General features: G+C 44.2%; 16 protein-coding genes. 2 read left to right on the plus strand and 14 right to left on the minus strand.

Going from position 1 to position 19,063, the window contains the following annotated elements:
• Positions 1-6 precede the first annotated feature (6 nt).
• The 9 genes from ilvA to G588_RS0102740 all read right to left on the minus strand — a co-directional run bounded on the left by ilvA (position 7) and on the right by G588_RS0102740 (position 10,606).
• Positions 7-1,230 carry a threonine ammonia-lyase gene (gene ilvA, locus G588_RS0102700; RefSeq protein ID WP_022777223.1) on the minus strand — a complete coding sequence of 408 codons (1,224 nt, stop codon included), beginning with the start codon at positions 1,228-1,230 and terminating at the stop codon, positions 7-9.
• A gap of 54 nt (positions 1,231-1,284) precedes the next feature.
• On the minus strand, positions 1,285-2,199 hold the full coding sequence (ftsY, locus tag G588_RS0102705; RefSeq protein WP_022777224.1) for a signal recognition particle-docking protein FtsY: 915 nt from the start codon (positions 2,197-2,199) through the stop codon (positions 1,285-1,287).
• Complete coding sequence (gene smc / locus G588_RS0102710; RefSeq protein ID WP_022777225.1) at positions 2,199-5,756, minus strand: chromosome segregation protein SMC; 3,558 nt, start codon at positions 5,754-5,756, stop codon at positions 2,199-2,201. Before smc ends, ftsY begins: the two co-directional genes overlap by 1 nt.
• 6 nt (positions 5,757-5,762) lie before the next feature.
• Positions 5,763-6,452, minus strand: a complete 690-nt coding sequence (rnc, locus tag G588_RS0102715) for a ribonuclease III (RefSeq protein WP_022777226.1) — start codon at positions 6,450-6,452, stop codon at positions 5,763-5,765.
• A gap of 115 nt (positions 6,453-6,567) precedes the next feature.
• Complete coding sequence (acpP, locus tag G588_RS0102720; RefSeq protein WP_022777227.1) at positions 6,568-6,804, minus strand: acyl carrier protein; 237 nt, start codon at positions 6,802-6,804, stop codon at positions 6,568-6,570.
• A gap of 58 nt (positions 6,805-6,862) precedes the next feature.
• The gene (plsX, locus tag G588_RS0102725) at positions 6,863-7,864 is read right to left on the minus strand and encodes a phosphate acyltransferase PlsX (RefSeq protein ID WP_022777228.1); all 1,002 of its coding nucleotides are present in this window, start codon (positions 7,862-7,864) and stop codon (positions 6,863-6,865) included.
• Positions 7,865-7,997: 133 nt separating this feature from the next.
• Positions 7,998-8,180: a 50S ribosomal protein L32 gene (gene rpmF, locus G588_RS0102730; protein ID WP_022777229.1), complete on the minus strand. Its 183-nt coding sequence runs from the start codon at positions 8,178-8,180 to the stop codon at positions 7,998-8,000.
• A 154-nt stretch (positions 8,181-8,334) separates the two neighbouring features.
• Entirely contained in the window at positions 8,335-9,195 is an 861-nt protein-coding gene (locus G588_RS0102735) for an AraC family transcriptional regulator (protein ID WP_022777230.1), read from the minus strand.
• Between the two features lie 217 nt (positions 9,196-9,412).
• Complete coding sequence (locus G588_RS0102740) at positions 9,413-10,606, minus strand: acetate/propionate family kinase (protein WP_022777231.1); 1,194 nt, start codon at positions 10,604-10,606, stop codon at positions 9,413-9,415.
• Positions 10,607-10,770: 164 nt separating this feature from the next.
• Between G588_RS0102740 and G588_RS0102745 the strand changes: the two genes are divergently transcribed.
• Together G588_RS0102745 and G588_RS0102750 are read left to right on the plus strand one after the other, a co-directional pair.
• Entirely contained in the window at positions 10,771-11,982 is a 1,212-nt protein-coding gene (locus tag G588_RS0102745) for a nucleotidyltransferase (RefSeq protein ID WP_022777232.1), read from the plus strand.
• Between the two features lie 118 nt (positions 11,983-12,100).
• Positions 12,101-14,203, plus strand: coding sequence for a cyclic nucleotide-binding domain-containing protein (locus G588_RS0102750; protein WP_022777233.1), 2,103 nt, complete (start codon positions 12,101-12,103; stop codon positions 14,201-14,203).
• Between the two features lie 19 nt (positions 14,204-14,222).
• On the opposite strand, the gene G588_RS18900 is transcribed toward G588_RS0102750, so the two are convergent.
• From G588_RS18900 to G588_RS18905, 5 genes are all read right to left on the minus strand, one after another.
• Entirely contained in the window at positions 14,223-14,609 is a 387-nt protein-coding gene (locus tag G588_RS18900) for a hypothetical protein (RefSeq protein WP_022777234.1), read from the minus strand.
• Between the two features lie 39 nt (positions 14,610-14,648).
• A complete protein-coding gene (locus G588_RS0102760) occupies positions 14,649-14,912 on the minus strand; it encodes a hypothetical protein (protein ID WP_022777235.1) in 264 nt (87 codons plus the stop codon).
• Positions 14,913-14,926: 14 nt separating this feature from the next.
• Positions 14,927-16,216, minus strand: a complete 1,290-nt coding sequence (dinB, locus tag G588_RS0102765; protein WP_022777236.1) for a DNA polymerase IV — start codon at positions 16,214-16,216, stop codon at positions 14,927-14,929.
• A gap of 124 nt (positions 16,217-16,340) precedes the next feature.
• The gene (locus tag G588_RS0102770) at positions 16,341-17,180 is read right to left on the minus strand and encodes a sugar phosphate isomerase/epimerase family protein (RefSeq protein ID WP_022777237.1); all 840 of its coding nucleotides are present in this window, start codon (positions 17,178-17,180) and stop codon (positions 16,341-16,343) included.
• 22 nt (positions 17,181-17,202) lie between these two features.
• On the minus strand, positions 17,203-19,062 hold the full coding sequence (locus tag G588_RS18905; protein WP_022777238.1) for a family 43 glycosylhydrolase: 1,860 nt from the start codon (positions 19,060-19,062) through the stop codon (positions 17,203-17,205).
• Position 19,063 lies beyond the last annotated feature (1 nt).

Genomic DNA, 19,063 nt, shown 5'->3' on the forward strand with positions numbered 1-19,063 from the left:
AAAAAATTAAATATTTGTCCTTACAATTTTTGGTTTAAAGCCGTTGACCTCGAGAGTCTCAAGAATCTGATTCTTGTGCTCTGTACCAAAGGCTTCCAGTGTAATCCTGAGCTCAACTGCTGCGCTTCTGTTAATTGAAACGAACTGGTTGTGCTCAAGCTTGATGACATTTCCGTTCACCTTGGCGATAATACCGGAAACTCTTGAGAGTTCTCCCGGCTTGTCGGGAAGAAGTACGGAAACAGTAAAGATTCTGTCTCTCATGATAAGTCCCTGCTGAACTACGGAAGACATGGTGATAATATCCATGTTGCCGCCGGAAAGGACGCAGGCGATCTTCTTATCCTTGCAATTAAGCTGTTTGAGAGCTGCAACAGACAGAAGTCCTGAATTCTCAACTACCATCTTGTGATTCTCAACCATATCCAGGAAAGAAACCACGAGATCTTCATCGGGTACTGTAATTATATCATCAATATACTTGGATATATAGGGGAATATCTTCTCACCCGGTGTCTTAACAGCTGTACCGTCTGCAATTGTATTAACTCCGGGAAGTGTCACAACATGACCTGCCTTTAACGACTCCTGCATGCAGTTAGCACCGGCAGGCTCAACACCGATAACCTTGATCTTGGGATTAAGGAGCTTGGCCAGTGTGGAAACGCCTGTAGCAAGTCCGCCTCCTCCGATGGGAACAAGAATATAATCAACGGTGGGAAGTTCCTTGATTATCTCCATTGCGATGGTTCCCTGACCAGTGGCAACATCAAGATCATCAAAAGGATGAACCAGAGTATAGCCATGCTCTTTGGCCAGTTCAAGAGCCTTCTCATAAGCCTCGTCGTAAACATTGCCGTGAAGAACCACCTCTGCTCCAAGAGCCTTGGTCCTGTTAACCTTGATAAGAGGTGTTGAAGTAGGCATAACAATAGTAGCCTTAACGCCGTAGCACTTAGCAGCATACGCAACGCCCTGGGCGTGATTCCCGGCAGAAGCGGTAATAAGGCCTTTGCTCCTCTCTTCATCGGAAAGAGTCGTTATCTTGTAATAAGCGCCTCTAACCTTGTAAGCACCTGTTCTCTGGAGATTTTCAGGCTTAAGATATACCTTATTACCGGTCATATTTGACCAGTAATCACTGAAAATCAGCTTGGTCTCAAGAGTTACTTTTTTCACATCTTCGTATGCTTCTTCAAATTTTTCCAAAGTCATTTTATCCTGCGACATCTTCTACTCCCCATTTCCTATTTGTAATTTGTTCCACTATATCAATTCCATTTTTCAGGAAAAAAGTGCGTCTACAAACTGCTCGGAATCAAAGCGCTCCAGATCGTCTATAGCCTCTCCGACTCCAATGTACTTAACGGGTATATTAAGCTCTGACACTATTGCAACAGCAATTCCGCCCTTGGCCGTTCCATCCAGCTTGGTAAGAATAATTCCCGTAAGGCTCGCAGCCTCACCAAATTCTCTTGCCTGCATAATGGCGTTCTGACCGGTGGTGCCGTCAAGAACTATGAAGTTCTCTCTGCAGATACCCGGAAGTTCTTTATCAATAATCCTGTTCATCTTGGCAAGTTCTTCCATAAGATTCTTCTTGTTATGGAGTCTTCCTGCCGTATCAACGATCAAAATGTCACAATCTCTTGCCTTGAAGGCACCAACAGCATCATAAATAACACTGGCAGGATCTCCGCCCTCTTTGCCGGTGATGATTGGCGCTCCGGCTCTGTCAGCCCACTCACGAAGCTGCTCTGTTGCTGCCGCTCTGTAAGTATCAGCGGCAGCTATAAGAACCTTTTTACCTTTGTTCTTAAAAATAGCTGCAAGCTTGCCTACAGAAGTGGTCTTGCCTACTCCGTTTACACCAATTACAAATATAATGCTCTTTTTATCTTCGAAATCGTAAGCATCCTCAGCGGTTTTCATCTGCTCACGGATATTTTTAATAAGCAGTTCCTTGCAGGAAGCGGGATCCTTAACATGCTCCTCCTTGACCTGCTCGCGAAGCCTGTCCATGATCTTGCTGGTGGCATTGATTCCGATATCTCCCATTATGAGAGTCTCTTCCAGCTCCTCATAAAAATCATCATCAATAGAGGAAAATCCGCTGAATACATTGTCAATTCCCTTAGCTATATTGTCACGGGTCTTGGAAAGTCCCTGCTGGAGTTTTGCAAAAAAATTACCTGCCATTAGTTTGTCAGCTCCTTGTCTATAAGATTAACACTAACCAGAGTTGATACGCCCTTTTCCTGCATGGTAATACCATACAGTCTGTCAGCACTCTCCATTGTACCACGACGATGTGTAATTACAATGAACTGCGTACTGGAAAGTTTGTGAAGATACTTAGCGAAACGAACGACGTTGTTTTCGTCAAGGGCCGCCTCGATCTCATCCAAAAGACAGAAGGGCGAAGGCTTAAGGTTCTGAATCGCAAAAAGAAGCGCTATTGCCGTAAGAGCCTTCTCTCCACCGGACATCTGCATCATGTTAACAAGCTTCTTTCCCGGCGGCTGAGCATTGATTCTGATGCCCGCTTCAAGAATATCCTCCTCTTCGTTGAGTTCAAGAGTACCCTTACCGCCTCCGAACATCTCCTTGAATACCTTGTCGAATTCCACATTTATCCTGTCAAACTGTTCCCTGAACTGTTTCCTCATGGATTCATCAAGATCCTGAATAATACCTTTAAGCTGCTCCTCAGCCGCAATGAGATCGTCATGCTGAGTCTTCATGAAGGTATATCTCTCCATAAGGTTCTTGTAGTCCTCAATCGCATTGACATTGACGTCTCCCAGCTTTTTGATGGATTCCTTAAGAGATCCGATCTCCCTCTTCATAGCGGGAACATCATCCATCTCTTCATCCCTCATCTCAGCAGCGTCGGACAGTGTGATCTCATACTGACTCCACATGTAATTGATCTGACCATCGATGTTTTCCTGGCATTTTTCTTTCTTGGAGGTAAGTCTTGTAACCTCTCTGTCCAGTGATGACATCTGCTCGTTAAGTTTCTGGGTCTTGTCAAAAAATTCTTTCTGGGCCTCGGAGAGTTTCTGCTTCTCCTCCTTCAATGTATCCAGTTCCTTGTTGGCAGCGGATGAAGCATCTACGGAAGCCTCTATGGTAAGTCTTATCTGCTCGATATCCTTCTTGCTCTGATTAAGGCTTTCTTCATTGCTCTTTAAGGAATCTATGATTTCCTGAAGTGCCTTGGTCTCATTGGCAATCTCTTCCTTAACACGATCAATATTCTGCTGCTGGAAGCCCTGATTCTGAGCAACCTTCTCATATTGGATATCCCATTTGGAAACCTTGGCGTTCTCCTGTTCTTCAATAACATGAAGTCCCTCAAGTTCCTTCTGGAATTTTTCTACCTTCTCGGCACAGCTCTTCTCAAGCTCTTCGGACTCTGATAATGAAGCAAGCGCCTCTTCTCTGTCCTTGTTTATCTCCTGAATCTTGCCTTCAATCTCATCACTCTCAGCCTTAAGATCAGTGTAGTTACCCTTCTGTTCTTCCTGTCTTGCCTCTTCGTTAGCAACATTTAAACGGGCTGTGTTCTGAGCGATGAATTTGCCCTGAAGCTCAGATCTTAATTCTTCCGAAAGAGTTCTGAGCGAATTTCTCTTCTCCTTGAGGTCAGCTATTTCCTTCTGAAGAGATTCTATTTTGTCTCTGGCCTCTTTAACCTGCTTCTCAAGCTCTTCCAGTTCACGTCTTCTGCTGAGAAGATTGCTGGTGTTCTTGAAGGCACCGCCGCTGATGGCACCGCCGGGAACAAGAAGTTCACCTTCAAGAGTTACCATTCTGACGGTATATTTGTATTTCCTTGCGATCTTAACCGCATTGTCAATGTTATCTACTGCTACGATTCGTCCCAGCATAGCCTTGGCAACAGCCTTGTACTTGGGATCCGTGGTAACAAGCTCATCAGCCATACCCAGAACTCCGGGTTCCTCAAGAGCCTCCTTGGCTTTAAGCTCCGGAGGATTATCCAGGGCTGTAAGAGGAAGGAATGTTGCTCTTCCTGCCTTGGTCTCTTTAAGATAGGCGATCATTTTCTTGGCTGTATCCTCATCATCGGTAACGATGTTCTGGATGTTTCCGCCAAGAGCCACCTCAATAGCTGTCTCATACTTTTTCTCAGTCTTGATGATATCGGCAACAACACCTATGATTCCCTTGGTGTCATCCTTCCTCTCCATGACCTTCTTGACGCTGCCGCCATAACCTTCGTAGCGCTCTGTAATGTTGGAAATGGATGCAAGCTTGGCCTTCTCCATCTGATAGAGCTCCTGGGTCTTACGAAGCTCGGTATCCTTCCTGGTCATTTCCTCTCTGATTGAAACAATCTCAGCATCGGTAGACTTCTGCTTCTTGTTCATCTCAGAAATCTCGGCAGTTATCTTGTCGAATTCATCTCTGAGTTTCTTGATGGTTTCTTCCTGCTTGCTTTCGTCTGAACGGGCTCTTACGAGCTTGCCCGTAAGCTCTGCCTTTCTGATCTTGACCTGTTCGGTCATGGTATCAAGGGAACTGAGCTTAGACTTGATTGTAGCCCTTGACCCCAGGGTTTCGATAATTGTGCTCTTGCATTCTTCAATCTCGTCGTTTATGGAACTGATCTGACCAATTACTCTGTCCAGCTCTTTTCTTGCTTCATTACGATCTGCGGAAAGAGATGCTGCTTCCTTGTCAATCTCCTCCTTTTCCTCGAGATATTTATCAAGCTCAAGGTTTCTTGCCTCGATCTTGGCTTCTTCATCCTTCTGTCTGGTTCTGAAATGTTCATCATTGGTTGATGCAGCCTTGATTTTCTCATTAAGGATACCTATCTGGCCTTCAAGCTTTTCTTTCTGAACAGAGGAATCCGTAATCTTGGCCCTCGCTTCATCAATACCCTTATCTACTTCTGTCAGCTTGGTCTGAATACTGTCATATTCTTCCCTTGCCTTCTCATAGCCCGCCTTGGCTTCTTCCAGTTCTACAGTTGCATTCTCAAGATTGGCGGAAGTCTCTTCAAGGAGCTTATTCTGATTCTTATTCTCCAAAAGAAACATGTTAACATCGAGGGTTTTAAGACGATCTCTGTATTTGAGGAACTCCTTAGCCACCTCGGACTGTTTCTCCAAAGGACCTATCTGCTTTTCAAGCTCGGATAAAATATCGCTAAGACGTGTGAGGTTGATCTTCTCTTCCTCAAGCTTCTTGATAGCTGTCTCTTTTCTGGACTTAAACTTAACAATTCCGGCAGCCTCGTCAAAAAGGTTACGTCTGTCCTCAGGCTTACTGGAAAGGATCTGATCGATCTGGCCCTGTCCGATGATGGAATAACCCTCTTTACCGATACCTGTATCCATAAAAAGCTCATTAACGTCTTTAAGACGACAGGAAGCACCATTAATCATGTACTCGCTCTCGCCGGATCTGTACAGGCGCCTTGATACGGTCACCTCATCATAATCAATTGCCAGGGAATGATCTGAATTGTCCAAAGTGATGGCAACGTAAGCATAGCCAAGGGGCTTCCTCAGCTCTGTGCCCGAAAAGATTACATCCTGCATAGAGCCGCCTCGAAGCTGCTTGATACGCTGTTCGCCCAATACCCAACGAACAGCATCCGCTACATTACTCTTACCGGAGCCGTTAGGACCAACGATTCCGGTGATACCATTGTGAAAATCAAATTTTATCTTATTTGCAAAGGATTTGAACCCATGCACTTCAATACTCTTTAAATACATTAATCTTTACTTCTTCAATGCAAGAATCGCCTGATAAGCAGCCTTCTGCTCAGCTGCCTTCTTGGTTTTTCCTGTCCCCTCTCCAAAATTCTTTTCTCCGATATAAACGCACGTCTTAAATATTTTATCATGTTCAGGACCACTTTCGCCACAAATTTCATAACGGATTTGTCCCAGGTCTCCCCCCTGTACAAGTTCCTGCAATATAGACTTGCTGTCGCTGAACATCTGCATGCTCTCTACGTTTGTAAGGACATAGCTGTCCACAAATCTCTTGGACTGCTCGATTCCGCCATCAAGGAAAAGCGCACCTATGACCGCTTCCATAACATCGGCGATTATAGACTCCTTATTTCTTCCACCTGTGGCCTCCTCTCCCTTTCCAAGCTGAATGTAGCTCTTAAGGTCAAGGGCCTCCGCGTCGTAAGCAAGGGCCGGTTCACACACAAGAGAAGCTCTGATTTTGCTCATCTGTCCCTCTTTTTTGTCCGGATAGTTCTTGAAAAGAAACTCGCTGGAGAGCATCTCAAGTACCGCATCCCCAAGAAACTCAAGCCTCTCATAATCCGGTTTCTTGTTGATCTTCTGCTCATTAACCAAAGAGCTATGGGTAAAGGCCTGTATCAAAAGAGCCTTGTCCTTGAAGGTGTAGCCGATTTTCTCCTCAAAGCTTCTGATTTCCTGTTCGCTAAGCATAATTATCCTTTCCGCTTTGCATGTTTCTTTATTATATACAGCCTTGCGCTATCCATAATAAAGAAAATGAGGCAAGTCACCCCTGCCTCATCCCAAAGTCAATTATTATAGTTTATTATTTGCCTGAGATTGCAGTCTTCAAAAGCTCAACGGCTTCGCCAACTGTTGTGATGTTTTCTGTCTTCTCAGGATCGATCTGAACGTCAAACTCATCCTCAAGTCCCATGATGATCTGGAAAAGATCGAGAGAATCTGCCCCAAGATCCTCTGTAAATGTAGTATCAAGGGTGATCTCCTCAGGATCCACATTCAGTACATTAGCTATAACTTCTTTCATCTTCTCAAATTCCATAATAATCTCCGTTCCTTTTAAGCGTTTTGCTTATATATTTGTATCAGTAAAATTATCTTTATGCAAGCTTTTCACTGATTTTTTCGCTAATTTTTTGCTCAGTAAAATCTACGCACTGAATTATTGAGTTCTTGACCTCAACATCATTAGCGCTTCCGTGAGTCTTAACTACAAGTCCCTTAAGTCCCAGCATAGGAGCTCCGCCGTACTTATCCATACTGTAATTGGAAAGAGTCACCTTCAGATCCTTCTTGATCAAAAGAGCTCCGATCTTGGTCTTCAAGCTGCTCATAAGGCTGGCCTTGATGACATGCATCAAAGACTTGGCTACACCTTCGTACATTTTAAGAATAACATTTCCGGTAAAAGCTTCACATACGATGATATCAGCATATCCTGCAGGTATATCCCTGGCCTCAATACTTCCGATAAAGTTAATATCCGGGCAATTCTTAAGAAGTGGGAATGTCTCCTTAACAAGTGCATTACCCTTCTCTTCCTCGGCGCCGATATTGACAATGGCAACCGTAGGATTCTTCTTGCCCATGATATTCTCCATATAAACGGTTCCCATCTTGGCAAACTGAACCAGGTGATTGGATCTGGCATCCACGTTGGCACCGCAGTCGATAAGAAGTGACTGTCCCTTCTCTGTGGGAATGAGCGGAGCAAGAGGTGCTCTGTCCACGCCCTTAAGCCTTCCTACTATTACCTGGCCGCCTACAAGTGTAGCTCCTGTACTTCCGGCTGAAACGTATGCATCAGCCTCACCATGGTTAACCATGTACATAGCCTTGACAATAGACGAATCCTTCTTGGTTCTGATGGCCATAACAGGTGGTTCGGCCATTTCAATTTCTTCAGTTGCGTTAACAACTTCAATTCGTGATTTGTCGTAGGTATATTTGGAGAGCTCTTCGTTAACCTTATCTTCCTTACCTACCAGGAACACCTTGAGGTTACTGCTCTCATTAACTGCGTCGACTGCTCCCTTTACTGTAACAAAAGGTGCATTGTCGCCGCCCATTGCATCAACCGCAACTCTGACTAATTCAGCCATAAACTTCCCCCATATATGATCATTTTATTGTCTGCTTTCGCAGCCGCTAAAAATTAATATACAAGAGTAAAAGGCAAAAATCAAGGCTTTCCGAAATCTCGGAAAGCCTTAAAATCAATGACTATTCATCATATTAAGCATCAACTTCAACGATGCTCTTCTTATTGTAGTAGCCGCACTTCTTGCAAGCCATGTGAGGCTGCATAAGAGCTCCGCAATGACTGCACTTAACCAGTGTTGGAGCTGTCATTTTCCAGTTAGCTCTTCTCTGATCTCTGTGGCCTTTTGATGACTTATTCTTTGGGCAGATTGACATTTCAGTAACACCTCCTTACCGTATCCGTATAAGAAACTGCCGTATACAGGCAATTGTTTACGTTTATTCATTAGCATACCTTGATATTTTACTAATAGCCGCAGTATTTGTCAACATATTTTTTAACAATACTTTTCTTTCCCGATTGAACAGGTTATCTGTTGCAATATTGCGAATACTTCTTAGGCGATATACCAACGGACTTAGTGAAAGCCTTAAGGAAATTACTGTAGTCAGTAAAGCCGCATCTGTCACAGACTTCACTGACACCTGTTCCTTCAGCAAGGAGCGACTTGGCTATGGAAATACGCCTGGCCGTCATGTATTTGTTGATGGTTGTGCCGGTGGCAGACTTAAATATTCTGCAAATATATGACTCACTTATATAGAAATGCTTGGCAAGATCCCCTATGCTGATAGGATACTGAATATTGTTGTTCAGATATGACAGGATCGCATCCACCTGCTCATTATAAGTTGCTGGTTTCTCTGAAGTCTTGTTGTTCTTCTTGTCGGAAATGATCTGATTGATCATGACAAAAAGCTCTGTAAAAGTAGCCCTCTCAAGAAGATCATGTCCGTAGCCGTTGCTGGTAAGTATCTTGTTTATAAAATAAAGAAATCTTCCCTGCTGTTCCTGATTCAAACTGAGTTTGTGTGAAAATTTCTCTCCTCTGTCCTGAAAACAAGCATCAAGATCAGTCTCATTACTGGAAATACTGCGCATATAATCCGGATCGATCATAATGACGATCCTCTCATGAAGCTCTTTATCAATCTGTGTAAGATAATGTGAATCATACTGATTAATAAGAAACAGATCGCCCGGTTCTATATCATAAACTTTATTGTCTATAAGGAACTGTTTACCACCCGAAATGGAAAAATACACCTCATAGCAGTCATGAATGTGCATCTCCATAGCCTTCTCATCCTTATAAAGATGAGCCACGGCAAAATACTTGTTCTCAATGCTTGCAGCCATGGCATCCTTACATGAATTTAATTCTTTCATAACCTAACCTCTTTCCCAATACATATTTCCCCAAAAACACAAACAACATGTTATATCTTAACCCGTGCCTTCAAAATTTGCAATATTTTTATTAAGCGCCGTTCAAATAAAGAAAATTTTGATATTACTTTAACAAAAGACTAAAGGTCAAAAAAATAAGGACCCTCTCGAGTCCTTATTCTTTGTATTTACATTATTAGAATGATCGTATTCCTGATTATTTGCAAAGTGCATATGTATCACGGGCAATTGCAAGCTCTTCGTTTGTAGGAACTACAAGAAGTGTTACCTTGCTGTCATCACCTGAAATTCTCTGCTCTTTGCCACGAACCTTGTTAGCTTCCTCATTGAGAGTTGCTCCGATAAAGCCAAGTCTCTCACAGATAAGCTTACGAACAAATCCGCTGTTCTCACCAACACCTGCAGTAAAGCAGATATCGTCAACGCCGCCCATGGCAGCAACATAAGAACCGATATACTTAACAACTCTGTAACAGAAGGTATCAACTGCTCTCTTGGCAGCCTCATCTCCCTTAACATATGCATCCTCGAGATCTCTGAAATCGGATGAAAGATCATTTGAAAGGCCGAATACACCTGACTTCTTGTTAAGAAGATTGGTAACCTCAGCTACAGTAGAGTTCTCTTTCTTCATAATAAATTCAACAACTGAAGGATCGATATCACCGGTTCTGGTACCCATGATAAGTCCCTCAAGAGGAGTAAGTCCCATAGAAGTATCTACACACTTGCCGCAATCAACAGCTGAAACAGATGCACCGTTACCAAGGTGACATACGATAGTCTTAAGTGAAGAATAATCCTTGCCGAGGATCTCTGCTGCGCGCTTACTTACATAAGAATGGCTGGTGCCGTGGAAACCGTATCTTCTGATACCGTATTTCTCATAATATGAATAAGGAAGTCCATACAGATAAGCATCCTGAGGCATTGTCTGATGGAAAGCAGTATCAAAAACAGCAACCATGGGAACACCAGGCATAGCCTTCTGGCAAGCTCTGATTCCGATAAGGTTGGCAGGATTGTGTAAAGGTGCAAGATCTGAAACATCCTCGATAGCCTTGATTACTTCCTCATCGATAACAACAGACTTGGTGAACTTCTCACCGCCATGTACGATTCTATGACCTACAGCTCCGATCTCATCAAGAGAAACTACGCCGTTCTCACTGTTTGTAAGTGCCTCGATAACAAGCTCGATAGCTCTGTTATGATCAGGCATGGGCTCAACCTTGGTGATCTTGTCCTTCCCTTCGGGTGTATAAACTATCTGACTTCCGTCAATGCCGATTCTCTCACAAAGGCCCTTGCAGATTACCTGCTCTGAGTCAGAATCAATAAGCTGAAATTTAAGTGATGAACTACCACAATTAATAACAAGAATTTTCATGATATACCTCTCTTTGGAATTCTCTGAAATAAAGTACTTTGACTTTGCAGAATCTGTATGTAAAGATAATATACAAAGTTACATTAATATTTTAACAACGTTCTTTTTATTCGCAAGGAAAAAATTGTACAAAAGTCAGCATTTTTTGAAAGCGCTTACAATTTATGAAAACTATAGGAATCATCGCAGAATTCAACCCCTTCCACAACGGGCATAAATACTTAATTGAAAAAAGCATGCAGGAAACCGGCGCGGATTTCTGCATTGTTATTATGAGCGGAGATTTTGTCCAAAGAGGTGCCCCTGCCATAGCAGACAAATTTATCAGAACCAGAATGGCCCTGCAGTCAGGAGCAGATCTGGTGCTGGAACTTCCTGTATACTACAGCCTTGGAAGTGCTGAATATTTCGCATCCGGAGCTGTTTCCATACTTGACCGTATCGGAGCCTTGGATTATCTGTGCTTTGGCAGTGAGTCAGGAGATATCTCCTCTCTTGAGAAGATTGCCACAGTACTTGCCAATGAACCTGAGAATTTCAGATCAGTTCTCGCAGCCGGCCTCAAAGCAGGCAAAAGCTTCGCTGCAGCCAGAGAAGATGCACTTGCCTCAGAGCTTGACGGCGAAAGCATAAGACCGATACTTCAAAGTCCCAACAATATCCTTGCAATTGAATATATCAAGGCACTTATCAAAAGAAACAGCAGCATCCGTCCATTTACCATCCCTCGCATAGGTGAATCCTTTCATTCCACTGCCCTATCGGATTATGCCAGCGCTACAGCTATCCGCAAGGTTCTTGCAGGAAACACTGAAAAAGAGGCTGTATCTGCTTCCATCCCGGCAAGCGCCATGAAAGAATTTGTTGAATACAGTGGTCATCTGCTTGATTCCAACGATTTCTCGACACTTCTAAACTATAGACTTATCTGTGATAAAGAAAATGGCTATGACAAATACCTTGATGTCTCCGGGGATCTGTCAAACAAACTGATTAATTCGTTCACTCCGGGAGATACCATTACCTGTCTGTGCGAAAAATTAAAGACAAAAGATCTGTCCTACTCCCGTATCAGCAGGAGCCTTTTCCATATTCTCCTTGGGATCACCGATGAAAATATGGCTCAATATAAGGCCGATGACTATACCGGCTATGTCAGGATCCTCGGCCTAAAAAAGGATTCCTCCGCGGTTCTGTCATTGATCCATGACAACTCCTCTCTTCCTGTTCTGGACAGATTGAAGGATGCAGAGCATTTACTGAATCCCCTACAGATGAGACTCCTAAGCGAAACTCTGTCAGCAGGAGCAGTATATAATCTCCTTGCCCAAAACGGCGTAACCTCAGAATACAGCCTTAGAAACATCGTGATATGATATCCATTTTGCGTTAATTATCTTTTAATATTTTGACAGCCCCATTTCATTGAAGTAGCCTTATGAACGTGATACCATTATTATGTATACGGTATTAGGATTCTCATGGAGGAATACTATGGGACTTGTTAAACTCGAAAAAGGTCAGGTTCTGCATAAAGCTGGTAAAGATATTGTCGAAACCGTAGAGGTTATTGTAAAGGGCAGTATCAAAATATCCAATGCCTTCTCCTCCATAACCCTGGGTGTAGGCGGCTTCGTGGGAATAGTTGAAACCCCCGGTGAGCCCTATGTGTACAACATAGAGGCCCTTGAAGAAGGAGCCGTATATTCATACCCCTTCAGTTCCAAAGATGATATTCCCAAAGTAGTAATGTCCAATCCAAAGATTGCACCGATTTTGGCCGCTCAGTCCGCTGAAGCAGCCGCTTTGTGCTGCGATGCTTTTGAACAGGAATATAATGAGGCTCTTACCGAATATGAGAAAATCAAGGCAGACTATGCCGATTATCCAAATCTGTGTATCAAGGTTGGTGAAGTGCCCAAACAGTTCCCTGAACTGGATGACCTCACTCCTCCGGAGCGAAGCGTCAATCTGCCTGAGTGGGCCATCTCCTTTGCAAGATCCTTAAGAACCCACAGTGCAAGCCTCAAAAAGACCTTCTATCCGTTGGGCCTTGATATTGCCACAGGCATGGTAATGACAACCTACGAAATATATCAGAATGTATCAAAAGAGTCTCAGGCTCTTACCGTATACAGAAAAGCGCTCAAGCAAAAAACCAAGGAATTCCAGGCGACTATGCAGATGATAAACGCCAAGCTCAGCAATCTGGACAGCGGCATTATTGGCGGAATTGCAATAGTAAATGCCCTGAACACCATCATTAACTATGCTGAAGTATCTCCTGAGCTTGCAGAGAAATTCGAGGAGCAGGTAAACGAATTCAAATCAAACGAGAATAGAAACGACTCCTCCGATGAGGCAAGAGCCCTCAGAAGAAGCATTGCCTCAACCTTCTATGACATCTACACCGCAGCCTTCTTAAAGAGCCTGGATGATGAGGATCTTCCCCTTGAGGTTCAGATGTTCTTCATGTTCGGTTTCGTTGACGAAGAGCTGGCCGGTGATAAATACACTATGGCCCTTGCCAATATCGCCAGATCCTACATGCCTGACCCCGACGATAACGTAGTCCTTCTCTATGAGTGGCTTGTTAAGATATATAATCTTGAGGTTGAGCCTTCACGAAACGAGTTTGATCAGGACTGGCTCACATACCTGCGTGATCAGAAGCTCAGCGGTGATATCAGGGAAGAGCAGATGGAAGCCATGATAAACGATCCGGAAGCCAGGCTGAAATTTGAGATCCACAACCTCTTTGCATTGGGAAACAGAATGACCTTCGGAAGGATCTCCTCTTTCGTTCCGGTATTTGATTCTCAGAACGTATTAAGGCCTCTTGACATGGCGTATCAGAATACCGCCAAGGTCAATGAATATTTCAGATATATCAGAAGCGTTGATTTCGGTGTATTCTGCAGAAATGCACTGTTCTCAAATGTTGAGATAGGTGTCCCTCAGGTTCACTACCAGGACGACATCACACCATATATGATCCTGATGCCCAATGCCGGAAGCAGAGCCTGCCTCTGGCAGGAAATTGAAGGAAAAAAGAGAAGTTCCAAGGCCCGTATGCTGGTCTCCATCTTCAACACAGAGAACACCGAAGATTGTATGATCAAGCTGTTCGGAGAGTTCAGATGGGAAATGTGCAAGACCGAGCAGGGCGTTCATTGGAACGACGTAACAGATCCTTCTCTTACTTCCATGTACTGCGACTACCTGCAGTTCTTCAAGAAGAACTCTGCACTGTCAACGGAACAGAAGGATAAACTAAGAACTGACCTTAAGAAATACAGCAATAACTACAAAAACGTATTTATTGCCGACTATCTTGCATATATAAAGTTTGAGTCAGCCAGCTCTCCAAGACTCAACAAGGTAGCCCGTGAGATTCTCTTCACCTTCTGCCCCTTCGCCAAGGAGCTCAGGGAAAAGATTGCAGATAACCCTCAATACGGAGAACTGATCAACCACTATAACGCTCATATCGGAGGCCAGATCAAGCCTCTTGTAAACATTGTTCACAGACTTCAGAAGGAAGAGATCGAAGTACCGGAGGTTATCCTGGGGCAGATCGAGCATCTGAAGAAATAACAGCCAAATACTGCAGCTATCAGCCAGCCATAGCTATCTTTTCAGCATAGCGCAAAAGAGCATTCTCTATCCTATTGATATCAACTTCCGTGCTGCATGCATATTCATCAACATGCATGGCTCTATCGTCAAGGTACACATCACAGGTGATCTTCCTTGAGTTAGAGCCATATTTTATGATAGTTTCAGGAAGATTATCATTGACTGCATCAAAAATAAGGCCGTTATCCCTACAGAACTCCACCGCTCTGTCAAGGGGTTCTCCTGCCCTGCAGGTCCAGAGAATAAGCTTATCTCCCATTCGCTGTCTCTTTATCAGATAATCTATAAGCTCCGTATTGGCGGGGCCAACCTCCGGCCATTCGCCCATACTAAGTGTACCGTCAAAATCAACTGCATAAACCATAACCCGGCCTCACTTTCAATTACAAAAAGGAATAACATATCACGACTTGGATTCAAGAAACCATTTGGCTCCGGAGGGAGAATCCTCAAAATACAGATGAATCTCCTTGCCATCGACAATGCAGGTATACACAAGTCCTGCTCCGCCTGCTCTCCTGCTGGCTCCGGGAACACAATCCTTGACTCTGGTGATCATGTATTTCCTGCCGTCTTCCCATTCTATGGACAGAGGCCTTACAGCGCCCTCATCCGAATATTCCACAACCGTATCCACGTAGACCTTATGACCTATCCTAATCGCCATAGCATGCTCCTGTTCTATAAATCGTTATCCCCAAGAACATTGTTGCCATTCTGAAAATAAGCCACAGGATGGATCATGTGATCGTCAGCCTTGGCATCAAGGCCGGACAGCTCCTTATCAAAATACATCAGGCCACGAAGAATGGAATTATATCCAAAACGCCTCCTGATATCATCGACCGCAATATCAGCCTTGAGGTGCTTGTCCCTGACCGCCTCACTCATGAACAGGTCGGTCTGATAAGGCGAAGTATCGGGGATAAGACCTGACACCCTTACTCCCACGCTTCTTATCGGATGTTCCCAATCATAATTGGCCTTAAAAAGCTGCCAGGCATATCCCGCTATCTCCTCCGAGATATTGGTGGGAATCTTGACCCTGTGCTGTCTTGTAAAACTATAGAGGCCATTATCTCTGATACTTAGTCCTATGACATCTCCCTTGAAGTGATTATCTCTAAGTCTTGAAGCCACGCTCTCCGAAAGAAGATAGATAACCATTCTGACGTCTTCATCATTCTCAAGGTCCCTTGGAGTTGTGGTACTGTTACCGACACTCTTGATGGGCGCCGCATCCGCTTCTGCAGCAACCGGAGTCTGATCCTCGCCCCTGGCAAAAGCAGACAGAATATATCCCACCTTGCCGAATATCTGATGAAGCCACTCCGGATCTGCACAGGCAAGATCTCCTATAGTAAGGATCCCGTATTTCCTGAGCTTATTATCTGTGCGTCTGCCAACATAGAGAAGGTCCGATACAGGGCTATTCCAGACTATATCCCTGTAATTCTCCCTGGATATCTGAGTAATGGCATCAGGCTTCTTGTAATCAGAGCCAAATTTGGAAAAGATCTTGTTCCAGGAAACACCTATGGAAACAGTAATCCCAAGTTCCTTCTTAACCCTGTCGGAAATCTCCCCGGCTATACGCATGCCATCAGAAGTTCCCAGCATCCTTGCGGAATCCGTGATATCAACCCAGGATTCGTCAAGGCCATAGGGTTCGATCAGATCGGTATAGTCGCCATATATCTTCCTGGCCTTCCCGGAAAATCTGATGTACTCATCATAGCTGGGAGCGACAAATACCACGTCCCTGCATACCTGTCTGGCCTGCCACAGTGCCATTCCCGTCTTGACGCCCCGCCTCTTGGCTATGTAATTGGCTGTAAGAACAATTCCATGGCGGGCCTCGGGGTCTCCCCCTACCGCCATTGGAACGTCTCTAAGTTTAGGATTATGCAGCATCTCAACTGCCGCATAAAAACAGTTGCAGTCAGAATGAAGAATAATCCTGTCTTCCATACACCCACCTTACCACGCAAACATATGTTGCAAACATTTGTTCTTGGATTAATTCTTATTATACGAATGTATGTTCTGAAATGCAACCGCTATATATAGTACCTTATTAAATTATAAATACAAATTATATAAGTTTTGCTTCGTAGCCCTCAATGCATTCTCTTGCTGCTACTGCATTATCGGGCTTGGTATCCTCGAGAGTCGCATGAATATAGGGCTTGTACTTATGTGCAAACTCCACAATGCTTGTATAATCCATCTCTCCAAGACCGCACCCCATGCTGACGATCCTGTCTTTTTCGCACACGCAGTCCTTAAGATGTATCATGCAGATATCATCCTTAAGAAGATCCATTGCCTCCTCAAATACTTCATATCTCTGAGCATAATTATCAGTCCAGAGAAGATTGACCGGATCAAAAATGATCTGAAGGTTCGGAGACTCTATCCTGTCAAGAACCTCCCTTGCTCTCTTGGGATTCCATACAATATGTCTGTAAACAGGCTCAATGGCAACAATCACACCCATTTTTTCAGCGTAATCAACCACAGGACGAAGATTGGTGATAAAGGTCTCAAGGGCCTCCTTCGAATGGCATGCCTCCTTATCATATGAATAGGTCTCGTTGGGTGCGCCGGTCTCAGTTCCCACCATTCCTGCACCCATAAGGGAAGCAAAACGAATATGAGCCTTATACTTCTCCTGGATAGCATGAAGCGAAGCCTCATTGGGATTAGCCAGATTAAGGTAGCACCCAAGAACTGCCACATCCAGGTCTGCTCTTCTGAAAGCATCCCTCATGTACATAGCATATCCCGGTGTAAGCGCCGTTGTATCAGCCGTAAATCCCGGCACCTTTGAAAGAGCAATATGAGTACAGCTAAATCCCTGTCTCTTAATCTCCTGAAGCCTCTCCTCAAAAGGAAGCTCCACTGTATCATGAAATCTGATTCCTATCTGCATATCATCCTCCTAAATATCTCTGTTATATCTCTGTATAAATCGGGTCTGTAAATCTGACCGTAAGATCATTCTCTGTACCGGCGTATGCGAACATTCCTACAGTTGCGCCTGTAAATCGCTTTCCCTTGGAAAGTCCCTCATCACACAGATAACACACATCTGTCAAAGTATGCCAAATACATTCCTCGCCATTAATACTATAGCTGAGGGTTCTGACAAAATCCACTGTATTCATGGATAATTTAATGCTTCCGGATGCATTTTCCAAGGCTTCCTCGGAAATCGTCCATCTGTCCTCATCTCCAATATGTTCATGGGAAAAAACATGCATTTTTCCCTCAGCGCTCTTTAAACCAAAAGTAAAATATGTATTCTCATCATAATACCCGGTTATTCCTGCGCTCTGCCCATCCTTTAGTTCCGGAATCTCCATGTTCACGTCATATTCAAAAGAAAAACTCGTCTGCCTTCTGAGCACAATATTCCGGGCATCAATTGATGACATAGGAGCAGAACAGCCTTTTATCGTAAAGATCCGTCCATCTTCAGTAGCTTCATATACCAGAGTTCCTTTTTCAAAGGGCCGCGGCGTCATGTAATCAAAAGGAAGTCCGCAAGGAGAAACACCAATTTCATCACTGCAATCATCCCTCTCATCAGCAAAAGGCTTAACCTGCATACATGAGGGCCCTTTGAGTCCGTTAACTATTGGCCAGCCATCTGCAGTCCAGGTCACAGGATCAAGGGCAGTTTCTCTTCCCAGAATGCTGTAGCCATCTCCCAGTTTCCTTCCGCAGAGATATACCATATACCATCGTCCATCAGACGTATCTACAAGACAACCGTGACCGCATCTTTGAATCACGGCTCCTTCATCCGTCTGCCTCATTATGGGATTATAGGGACAGGGCTCATATATCCCCATCAGCTCCCTGCTTCTTGAAACCGTAGCTCTGTGTCCCGGCCCGGTTCCGCCTTCAGCCTGCAAAAGATAATAATATCCGTCTTTTTTGTATATATGTGGGCCTTCAGGTGCTCTTTTGTTACTTCCGTAATACAAAAGCACCGGTTCTGATATCTTCTTCGATGCGGATCTATCAAGCTCAAATATCCTGGCTCCTCTGTTAAGCAGCATGTATCTGCGGCCGTCCTCATCATTAAAAAAGCCAGGATCTATACCGTCTTCATCGATAAAGACCGGCTCAGAATAAGGTCCCTCAGGCCTGTCCGAAGAAACCACCATCTGCCTTCTGTACACCGGCCCCGTATCGTTAAGTCTATATGTTGCAGCGATGTAAAATCGCCCTTCATAATAGGAAATATCCGGCGCCCAGTATCCTCTTCCGCCTTCCAGCCCCTCAAGATAAGCCCATTTCGGCTCAGTGATGGCATGCCCAATTATCTCCCAGTGAACAAGGTCCCTTGAATGGGAAATTGGAATACACGGAAAAAATATAAAGGAAGAATTGACCATATAATAGTCTTCTCCCACTCTGCAGATTGAAGGATCCGGGAAGAATCCGCTTCTTATGGGATTTCGGTAAAAATCGTTGTAGCAATGCCCATATTTTCCTTCAAGATAGCTCTCAATCTGTTTATAGCCTTCGGCGGTCCCATTCAACTCAGCCCTTGTAGCATTCTCATGAACAATATCCCATGGTGTTACCAGCCCCGCATCACCCTGAAGCGGGTCCAGGCCGCACCTGTCCGTCAGATATTCAAACACCTGAAGGTTCCCGCTCTCGGCGGCATAATGAAGAGCTGTTCTATGGTCATCATCAAACTCATTAAGACTTGCTCTTGAATACTCCACGATCCATCTAACAAGCTTATAATCGCCCATTCTTGCTGCTTCATACAAACTGATCGGTCCTACATCCATC

This window comes from Butyrivibrio sp. AE3009 (genome assembly GCF_000420845.1).
Classification (GTDB): domain Bacteria; phylum Bacillota; class Clostridia; order Lachnospirales; family Lachnospiraceae; genus Butyrivibrio.